7 protein-coding genes are annotated in these 6,277 nt (G+C 40.4%); 3 read left to right on the top strand and 4 right to left on the bottom strand.

Annotation, left to right across the window (positions count from 1 at the left end; translation table 11 throughout):
* Together ACH2DQ_RS21485 and ACH2DQ_RS21480 are read right to left on the bottom strand one after the other, a co-directional pair.
* Nucleotides 1-426 (bottom strand): NUDIX hydrolase N-terminal domain-containing protein (locus ACH2DQ_RS21485; protein ID WP_395028276.1); only part of this gene is annotated, 426 nt, incomplete at its 3' end.
* A gap of 101 nt (nt 427-527) precedes the next feature.
* Nucleotides 528-938 carry a flavodoxin family protein gene (locus ACH2DQ_RS21480; protein ID WP_394914072.1) on the bottom strand — a complete coding sequence of 137 codons (411 nt, stop codon included), beginning with the start codon at nt 936-938 and terminating at the stop codon, nt 528-530.
* Nucleotides 939-1,344: 406 nt separating this feature from the next.
* On the opposite strand from ACH2DQ_RS21480, the gene ACH2DQ_RS21475 reads away from it, so the two are divergent.
* The 3 genes from ACH2DQ_RS21475 to ACH2DQ_RS21465 all read left to right on the top strand — a co-directional run bounded on the left by ACH2DQ_RS21475 (nt 1,345) and on the right by ACH2DQ_RS21465 (nt 3,378).
* Nucleotides 1,345-1,929: a TetR/AcrR family transcriptional regulator gene (locus ACH2DQ_RS21475; RefSeq protein WP_394913960.1), complete on the top strand. Its 585-nt coding sequence runs from the start codon at nt 1,345-1,347 to the stop codon at nt 1,927-1,929.
* A gap of 33 nt (nt 1,930-1,962) precedes the next feature.
* The gene (locus ACH2DQ_RS21470; protein ID WP_394913959.1) at nt 1,963-2,616 is read left to right on the top strand and encodes a nitroreductase family protein; all 654 of its coding nucleotides are present in this window, start codon (nt 1,963-1,965) and stop codon (nt 2,614-2,616) included.
* 120 nt (nt 2,617-2,736) lie between these two features.
* The gene (locus ACH2DQ_RS21465; RefSeq protein WP_394913958.1) at nt 2,737-3,378 is read left to right on the top strand and encodes a YitT family protein; all 642 of its coding nucleotides are present in this window, start codon (nt 2,737-2,739) and stop codon (nt 3,376-3,378) included.
* 64 nt (nt 3,379-3,442) lie between these two features.
* Here the strand turns inward: ACH2DQ_RS21465 and ACH2DQ_RS21460 are convergent, their stop codons facing one another.
* Together ACH2DQ_RS21460 and ACH2DQ_RS21455 are read right to left on the bottom strand one after the other, a co-directional pair.
* On the bottom strand, nt 3,443-3,769 hold the full coding sequence (locus tag ACH2DQ_RS21460; RefSeq protein ID WP_394913957.1) for a DUF2007 domain-containing protein: 327 nt from the start codon (nt 3,767-3,769) through the stop codon (nt 3,443-3,445).
* Nucleotides 3,770-4,158: 389 nt separating this feature from the next.
* Nucleotides 4,159-6,195 (bottom strand): DNA mismatch repair protein MutS, encoded by a 2,037-nt coding sequence (locus tag ACH2DQ_RS21455; protein ID WP_394914071.1) that lies wholly within the window; start codon nt 6,193-6,195, stop codon nt 4,159-4,161.
* Nucleotides 6,196-6,277: the final 82 nt, after the last annotated feature.

Below are 6,277 nucleotides of genomic sequence, written 5' to 3'. Positions count from 1 at the left end.
CAGGTTTCTGTCCTGGACTGCAATGAGTTTCACTACCTGAACATCCAGACCCGCCTCTTCTTTTACCTCTTTTATGGTATTGGATTTCACAGACTGGTTTACATCCACCCATCCTCCGGGCAGTGACCATGTGCCATTTTTCTCCTTTACCAGAAGTATCTTCCCTTCCTTAAATATGGCAGCTCTGGTATCCAGCTTCGGCGTCTGAAATCCCGTTTCATTACAGAATAAATCTCTCACTTTTTCCATGGAAAAGCCACTTTTTAGGCTCAACATTTCAGCTGCAATTTCCCTGATCCTTTCAAACCGTTCCAAATCAAAGTGATCCTTTGAATACGTCAGGCCTGCCTGAGCGATGAATTGTAATTCTACTGCAAAGTCCAGCCATGTTGTATCTGTCCTTACTTCCCCATCTTTCTGACCCATATAATCCTCCGGTTATGTAAATTAATATCTTTTATTCAAACAATTCCCTTGTTTTCTCTGCTATTCTGGTTCCAAACACTTCAAATACTGCCTTGTTTTCTTCAAAATTGTCTTTTAATGCCACTGCCCCTAAATGGATAAATGGCTGTCCCTGTGAGGAACCGCCGGAATACAACAGCATACCGTCTACCATAAGGTGCATCAATATCGTAGAGATAGCAATATCCGCCCCTCCCTGGGGGATAATCAGCAGTCGCAAATGCTGCCCCGATTTTCCCTTTCAGATAGGTATTGCTTGTCTCATCCAGCCACTTCTTAATCTGCCAGCACGGATTTGCATGATAAGTCGGCGTTCCCACGACAACTGCCCTGCTCTCCCGGACAAATTTCATGTCTACATGATCAATATCAAAAACCCCTGTTTCTACCTGGGATACTTTTTTCATGCCCTTTGCAATCATCTCCGCCATTTCCTTCGTCCTGCCCGTCTTACTGTAATAAATAACAGACATTTTCACTTTAATCTCCTCCTTTATCGAACGGTCCGCAAGTATATTTTTGGGTATCGTTTTCGGTTATAGCTTATTCTATAACGGATTCTTACTCATTGCAATTAAATAATGTATAAAGGGGCGTTATAGAAATTGCTGTCTGAAGAAAGGCATGTTTCAAGTCCGTTCATCTATCAGAAAATTTGAATTAAAAAAATTCAAATTTCAATATTGACATCTGTTAACATATATGGTATTATCCACATATTAACACTTGTAAACATATAGAGTAATTTCCACATATTAACACTCGTAAATATATGTAGAAATATTAATACCTATAAAAACATACATAATATTATCCACATATTAGCACTTACAAACATTTATATTGGAATTGGTAACTTTACGTAAAGGAGAAATAACCATGAAAGAAAAACCATACCATCATGGCAATCTACAGATTGAATTAATAGAGGGCGGGCTGTCACTTATACATGAACATGGGCGTGAAAGTTTTTCGTTAAGAAAATTGGCAAAAAGGTTAGGCGTTTCCCCCACTGCTTGCTATAACCACTACGCTGCCGCCGAAGATTTGCTGGTTGAGATGAAGAAATATGTTACAAAGAAATTTTGTGATGCCCTAACAGAAAGCATCCATGAGCATGAACTGATGTATGCATCAATCAGCATGGGCAAAGCCTATGTAAACTTTTTTGCTAAAAACCCACATTACTTTTCTTTCATCTATGACAATGAAGATTATCGAATTGACTTAACGGATCATTCTTTTGATGGTGATTTTGAACCTTTCCATATTTTTAAGGAAGTTGCTTTAAAGAGTATGGAATGCAATAACATAGACAAAGAAAATTATCGTGATAATCTCATCATCATGTGGGCAACCGTTCATGGATTGGCAGCTATGGCGAATATGAAGGGCTTTCATTGCGAAAGCGATTGGGAATCGCTTACCGAGAAACTCCTGCTTTCAAAAATTAATTTGCTTTAATTAAAATAAATTCAACGAGAAAGGAAAAATGAGATGACTATTTTGGAGGCTATGCAGGCACGTCACGCAGTAAGAAGTTACAAAGATAAAAAAATAGAAGAAAGTGTTATTAAGGAATTACAGGAGGAAATCAATAGGTGTAACCAAGAAGGGAACTTATCCATCCAGTTGATTTGTAATGATAGGAATGTATTTAAAGGTTTAATAGCAAATTGTGTTGGCTTTCGCGGAGTTTCAAATTATATCGCACTTGTGGGCGAATCCAATGAAAACTTAGAAGAAAAGGCTGGGTATTATGGACAGCGCATTGCGCTAAAGGCGCAGCAACTGGGGCTAAATACCTGCTGGGCAGCATCTACCTATAAGAACCAAAAATGTAAGGCAATCATTGGAAAGAATGAAAAGCTGGTATGTGTAATGGCAATTGGATACGGAGCAACGCAAGGTGTTCCACATAAATCAAAAACGATAGCACAGTTATGCAGAGCAGAAAATGATATGCCGGATTGGTTCCGCAATGGCATGAAAGCTGCAGCACTTGCCCCAACAGCTCAGAATAAACAGGACTTTTTAATAGTGTTAAACCAAGAAAAAGTTCAGTTTGAAGTAAAAGAAAGCAAGTATAGTAAAATCGATTTGGGAATAATCAGATACCATTTTGAAACTGGGGCAGATCTATCCCTATAGCATGACACCATCTAACATTTCAACAGGTTATCACCACTTTTTTTCATTGCAAATCTCCCAATCTTCACTATAATATACTATGGCATAAATCATGAACTTCCAAAAGGAGATTGAAAAATAATGGATAACAAAAAGAAAAGAATAGGCATGACCATCGCCGGAGTCATACTGGTAGGCTTCAGCATTGGATTATTTAAAATGGCTGTATGGGGGACAGATCCCTTTACCGTATTCTGCAACGGTTTGGCAAACTTATTTCATTCCACCTACGGTATGGTATTTCCTATTGTCAGTGTCGTGCTTTTTACTATAATCTGGTTGCTGAACCGTCATCTGTTCGGGTTTGCAACCATCTTCACCATGTTTGGAATGGGCATTGTAGTTGACTTTTTCACAAGTCAGCTGGAGCATTTATTTCAGAACCCGGGAATTCCCGGACGCATGATATTTCTGACGGGTGGTATCCTGATCATGTGCTTTGCTTCCTCCCTCTATTTTACGGCTGATATGGGGGTTTCTACATATGATTCTATTGCTCTGACACTTTGTGAAAAGACCAGGTTCCCCTTTAAAATTTGCCGGATCACAACCGATCTGATCTGTGTTCTAATCGGCTTTGCATTAGGCGCTCCCATCGGTATTGGCACACTGGTGACCGCATTTTTTATGGGGCCGCTCATTCAATACTTTAACCGGAAATTTTCGGAACCATTTCTGTATGGACATCCCCTGGGCATAGCGGAGCGTCTGAAGCTCCGGTAACAAATAAGAAGAGGAAGGTTTTACACCCGCCTCTTCTTTTCTTATTCCCATGCTGACAAAGCCGTTATTCTGTTTCGTCCTCTGCAGCTTCCTGTGCTGCCTTTTCAAGCTCTTCCTCAGACACCTGACTGGTTTCATCCCAGTCTACTTCATCCATAATTGCTTTTGCCTGATCAAAGTACGTTTTTCCCACCATAATGTCCGTTCCATAAATAGAGGAACCGGCATAAATTCTGAGATACCCGCCTACCCCTCTGTCTTGAACAAGATATGGAATATGATGATCTTCCAGTAATCCTTCAATAAGACCTAATTCATAGTTATTACTTGCAGTACGAAGTAAAACGAGATCACTGTCCTGCTTATTATCTGAATCTTTCTTCCCAAACATATAGATCCCTCCCTTTCATTAGACAAATTCCATGCCTGACTCCTTATTAATTGTTACAGTTATTATAACATTTCTGATAATAGAATACAATCAAACTTTCCATGTGAAATACGGGATATGCATCTGGTACATCATTCGTTCTTTTCCTGTAATTGGAATAACTTCTTATCATTTGCAATTATTTCCTCTGTAACCAGCTACAAACTATTGCGATATTATTACAAAAGTGTTACAATTCTTTTGTACTTAGCTAATACAAATAAAGGCAAAGGAGGATAATAATCATGTGTTTTACAAATTGCGAAGACTTATTAGCCTTTATCCGTAGTTGTTTCGGATGTTAATATCATGGCTCTGACATTTTTGTCAGAGCCATTTTTGTTTGAATATTATTTTGGACTTCCTATGGGGATTTCTAAACCTTTTACGTATTTTCTTTCCATTAAATGCCTCGCTTTACGATTCTCTACGGTATCAAATATTATTGAAAAATCGTAATCTTCCGGATACATATCTTCTGCTTTCGTCTTGATCTGCAATCGTTTATGATTGACCAGCATTTTTTCTTTCTGAATCTGCACCCCTACATTACCCATTTCATCTGCCGGCTGATATACGATACCAATCTTTTTCTGAGGATATACCATTACACTGTCTCCCATGCGAAAACGTTCCGAACGTTTCTGCATCTGGCTATTTTCCATATCTGTTGAAGCTGATTTTTTTACGGCTGCCCTTATAATCTGCCCAGAACCTTTACACCTGTTCTTTTCCTCGTTTATTTTCTGATGTATATCCCCGGGTATTCCCTGTTTTTTCCCCCGGGTCATATCCTGTGATTTTTCCTGCATCTCATCTCCATCATTCCCAAATAACCGCTCATCTAAATCTCTTTTCTGCCGGCTTGATTCGTCTTCACGGTTATCCTGACAAATGGAATTTCCTTTGTACGTTGCCTCGTAAGCTCTCTTCAGCATATTGGCTGGCATTCCCAGGCGCTTTGCAATGTAGAATGCACAGCTTTCCCCGGCTTCCCCTATTTCCAGGCGGTACAGGGGCTTCAAGCTTTCCTTATGAAACGCCATTCTGGCATTTTGTATGCCCTCTGTCTTTTCTGCATATTCCTTCACTTCAGGATAATGGGTTGTTGCTATAAAACTGCAATTGCTGTTTTTCAGCTCTTCCAAAATGGAGATTGCAATTCCCATTCCTTCAGCAGGGTCGGTTCCTGAACCTACCTCATCCATCAATACCAGCGATTCCTGATTTACCAGCGCCAATATATCGATGACATTTTTAATATGTGCCGAGAACGTGGAGAGATTTTCCAGTATGCTCTGGTTATCGCCAATATCACACAACACCTGGGTATTCATAGACAGGTCTGCTTCCTCACAGGGAATATGCAGTCCGCATTGTGCCATTATTGAGAACAGCCCCACCGTCTTTAAAGCTACCGTCTTTCCTCCCGTATTGGGTCCGGTTATGATAATACCACGGTGATGCTCTCCCAGTTCCAGATTCAGCGGCACACAGTTTTCCCTTCCAATCAGCGGATGCCTGCCATTTACAATCCGTATTCTTCTGCAAGTATTTATCTTTGGCTCTACCCCCTGCATGGATGCGCTTAATTTTGCCTTGGCAAATATATAATCCAGTTCTTCTATATACTCCAGATTCAAAAGTATCTCTGCCCTGTATTCTCCTACGCTGGAAGACAGGGTGTAGAGTATTCTGCGTTCTTCATTGCTCAGGGCTATATCCAGTTCGCCCAGTTCCGCCTTCAGTTTTGATACACTGGACGGCTCAATAAAATAAGTTGCACCGGATGATGAGACATCGATTACACTGCCGCTGATCTGCAGCTTATGCTCTCTTTTTACAGGCAGGGTATAGTGTCCGTTTCGATTGGATATAAAGCTTTCCGAAAAGCATTCTTTTTTGCTTTTCAGCATATTGTCCAGCTTCATCCGGATATTATTCAGAATGCGGTCTTTCTTCTTTCTGATTTCCCTCAGTTCTTTCGATGCGTAATCATCAATCTGCCCGCTTCGGATACAGCGTTCTATCTCTTCTTTTAATATTTCCAGATCCGCCATCCCGCGTCCGTAATCTGAAATCTTAAGTCCCATTTCATCGCTCTTTTTCAGATAGCGGGTTAAACGCATCCCCAACACGGCAAAGCGGCTGACCTGTTCCAGTTCTTCTATACTCAGCATTTCCCCTTTATATGCACCCTCTGCAATCTTATCCATCTGATCGGTAGTGGACAGCGGCGGGGTTCCATCCCTGTCTAACAGAATTCTGGCTTCTGTTGTTTCCTGCTGGCGTTTCCACAGTTCCGCTTCATCCATAAGCGGTGTCATTTCGTCAAATTTTTCTTTCGCCTTTTGTGTTACGGTATATTCTTTTAGTCGATCTATCATTTTGTCAAATTCTAGCATTTCGATATATTTATTCATATTTCTCAACATTCCTTTCGCTTCGCTCAAGGCACAAACAAATAAT

The organism is Robinsoniella sp., from assembly GCF_034124845.1.
Note: the sequence above shows the minus strand (reverse complement) of the source record. Positions and strands in the feature narration are given on the sequence as shown.